General features: G+C 33.4%; 4 protein-coding genes and 1 pseudogene. All 5 read right to left on the minus strand.

What is annotated here, in order from left to right; translation table 11 throughout:
• A pseudogene (locus ACFO5Y_RS00875) lies at positions 1-422 on the minus strand (PTS glucitol/sorbitol transporter subunit IIB); the annotation flags it as partial.
• Between the two features lie 27 nt (positions 423-449).
• Positions 450-995: a PTS glucitol/sorbitol transporter subunit IIC gene (srlA, locus tag ACFO5Y_RS00880; protein WP_197104885.1), complete on the minus strand. Its 546-nt coding sequence runs from the start codon at positions 993-995 to the stop codon at positions 450-452.
• Positions 996-1,018: 23 nt separating this feature from the next.
• A complete protein-coding gene (locus tag ACFO5Y_RS00885; RefSeq protein WP_197104886.1) occupies positions 1,019-1,408 on the minus strand; it encodes a transcriptional regulator GutM in 390 nt (129 codons plus the stop codon).
• A gap of 119 nt (positions 1,409-1,527) precedes the next feature.
• On the minus strand, positions 1,528-2,775 hold the full coding sequence (locus tag ACFO5Y_RS00890; RefSeq protein ID WP_197104887.1) for an NAD(P)H-dependent oxidoreductase: 1,248 nt from the start codon (positions 2,773-2,775) through the stop codon (positions 1,528-1,530).
• 496 nt (positions 2,776-3,271) lie between these two features.
• Positions 3,272-3,346 (minus strand): hypothetical protein, encoded by a 75-nt coding sequence (locus ACFO5Y_RS00895; protein WP_380706317.1) that lies wholly within the window; start codon positions 3,344-3,346, stop codon positions 3,272-3,274.
• Positions 3,347-3,354 lie beyond the last annotated feature (8 nt).

Genomic DNA, 3,354 nt, shown 5'->3' on the forward strand with positions numbered 1-3,354 from the left:
TGGATTGTTTCCTCTGTAGTAATTGTTACTGGTTCAGAAGTAGCCTCTGAACCGTCTAATAATTCAACATTCTTAGGTCGAACCCCTGAGACAAAGTTATCTTCATTAATATGTTTAGCTAATGGACCGGATGGACCTGAAGCTAAAACATCCACTGTTAAGATCCCCTTCATTGGATAGACTCCAATTCGAGCTGTTCCACCACAGTCAATAACCGCAGTCGCAATCTCATCATCTGGAACAGAATTATTAAAGCCATCAATAGCTTCCCCACCCGTAAGCTCAGCAATTCTTTTAGCAACCGGATGAATTCCTCCACCCGTTACCGATACGATTTTATTCTTTTTACCTTCTGGATGGATCTCTAATCCTTTACCCCAGCCACCTTGGCCTTTGTTTACTTTTACTTTCTTATAGCTCATATTATAATACCTCCGCTTTTATACACATTACGCTGTTTCAGTAACATTTGCTGGCACGCCTTGTTTTTTAATCAACAGTTTCGTGATCCACTCCGTTACTAATCCACGCATCAGAATAACAACTAATCCCGCTAAAAAGTATCTTGTTGCTAATGAACCCAATGAGTATCCTGCTTCAGCTACCCCATTTGCAATTCCAAGATATACAAATAACTCACCAGCATTAGCATATGGGAATAGACCCGTCACTGGATGCAAAAAAGAAACAATTGCATCGTAAAATGCTGGTTTATGTTCTTCTTTTACAAACTTACCAAATGTATAAGCCATCGGATTTGTTAGTAGCATCACTGAAAGCATTGGCATCAAACTATAACGAAGTATTTTATATTTCGCCATTGATTGTACCCATCTAGTTACTCTTTCTTCACCTATAAAAGCAATTAGAGCATTTGTAAAAGTTAGCAAAACAACTAATAACGGTACAATACCAGTCATAAACTCAACAAATTGATCTGCTCCTGCTTGAAATAAACCTATAAAATTAGTACCGAACCATTCAATAACTTGCATATTTATATACCCCTATCTAATCCCTAATCTGCAACCGGTCTCATTTTTTTGTTTAACAATTTTAATAAGGCTTGGTTGCGTAAACTGTTTTTTTCATTTTCCAGCCGTTTTAAAAATTTTTTATCGATTCTAATGTTTAATATATCTTCTATTGGCTTGAATTTAGAGAAAATTGTATTACCTTTAAATTCATAGGCTTCAACTATAATATTCCCTTCATCTAAAACTACAACAACAATAACTGTCCTTAGTAAATTTTTCGATCTTTCTGTTTTCAATTCAAAGCCTTTAGTATTATTATACTTTTGCACTAATTGTCGGATAAATTTATCATAGTATCGTAACTGATAAACACTTAAGCCCATTTGTAAAATAATAATTATAATTGCTAGAGCAACGATTGCTTCGATCATTTGAGTCACCTCTTAAAAAAATTCTTTCTGGGACTTTATTATTCCCAGAAAGAACAATATACCACACTATAAAAATCCCTTCTACCAATCAGCTTAATTAAAATATCATTGTTTTTTAATTACCCAATTGTTTCATCTTGAATTTTACGTAATCTATAAACTGTTGTTGATTTATCTAACTCAACATCTTCTTCTGTAATAAATGTTCCTTCAGGGATATCACGTTTAGCGATTGTATTTCCAACAATTAGGCCAATTGGAATATGACCTTTTTCTAATGTTTCACTATGTTTTTCAATTACACCACGAACTGAGTACCCGCCAATTCCGTCTACTCTTTCACCTGCTTTAATATCTTTTTTCGTTACAGCAACTGTATCAGAAACAGGCGCTCCTAATGGAACAATTGCATGATCATTCTCTAATACTGCCTTCGCAATAGTTCTTGGCGTTTCAAGACTTGCTAAGTGATATGGACGGTATAGAATATGATGATCTTGATCTCCTTTTTTCATTAAATAGTTCATCTCATGAGTTACACCATCATTTTGTCCTTTTACGATCACAAATACACCTGGTGCTAGTCCATCAATATATTCTACAACTCCAAATTGACTTAAAACCCCGCCATTTTCTTTTAAGTCTAATTTCTTAACTGTTTCATCTAAATCACCTGATTCTCCATGCATACCTACAACATCAGGAACAAAACCAAGCGCATTAGACAATAGATTCATCTCTGCCATCGTTTTAGTTCCATCTTGAAAGGCTGTTAGCATATGAGAGTTCATATTTTTCGAATCTGCTTCTTCTTGTGCAGTATCTGGATTAGCATGAATTTTTAATTTATTATTTTTACCTTTACCAGCTACTAGCACCTCCATACCCATTGATTTAGCAAATTCATATAATTCAACAATTGCCGCTGGCTCGTCTCCATCAGATCCTGTATAAACTAGTCCAGCTGATGAATATAATTGATGCATTAAAGAACCAATTGTAATATCAATCTCAACATTCAGTAACACTAAATGCTTTTTAGCTAGTAGAGTAGCTAATGAAACTTTTGCACCAACTTCAGTTACTCCAGTTGCTTCCACAATAATTTCAACATTGTCATCATTAATAATCTCATTAAAATCTGTAGTTGTGTGAATGTCTACTTGTTCTTTCGAACTAGCATTAAAAGCCTCCGCAGCTTTGTTAGCGTTATCAATATTTAGGTCACTAATTCCCGTTACAACCATACCAGGTATTGTTGAAATTTGTGCAATCATTCCATAACCCATTTGACCTGCACCGATTACTCCAACTTTAATTGGATTATTTTCTGCTTCACGTTTTTGCATTTTTTGATAAAGTGTCATTACTTTTTCCTCCTGTTTTGTCATATGATATTGTTAATGTCTTTTGCTACAACTTCATATTATAATGTTTTTTGGCATATGTCAATAGATATGTCAAAAGTCATCAAATTATTTACTTCACAAACTTTTTACTTTACATCCTTAGCGTGAATGCCCTAACATTCCTTTTAAAATGGCTATGTATAGTTTCTTTTGCCCACACGCCTTTCACATGATAATTATAACTGATAACTCTTTTTATATTGTTTTTTTAGAATAAAATCATATAAATGAATGATATATCCAAAGTCTTAAACGAGTAATTCTATACATTTTATCAGATATCTCAATAATATAGTCGTTAAATATTGACTACACTATATTTTATTTTTTTAACGCGATTACTATAATTCCTCAAACAAAGAGGCTTACACAAAATGATAAATTTTGTGTAAGCCTCTTCATTTTTTTATTTCAATCAAAAATTCAAAATTGGCAATAACATATGTTTCAAGTTTTAGTACATTCCAAAACTAAATACCCACGCAATTACAACCGCTAACGCTCCAGTAATTACTCGACTATATAATATCGCAGGTA

It is taken from the genome of Ruoffia tabacinasalis, assembly GCF_042652985.1.
GTDB lineage: Bacteria > Bacillota > Bacilli > Lactobacillales > Aerococcaceae > Ruoffia > Ruoffia tabacinasalis.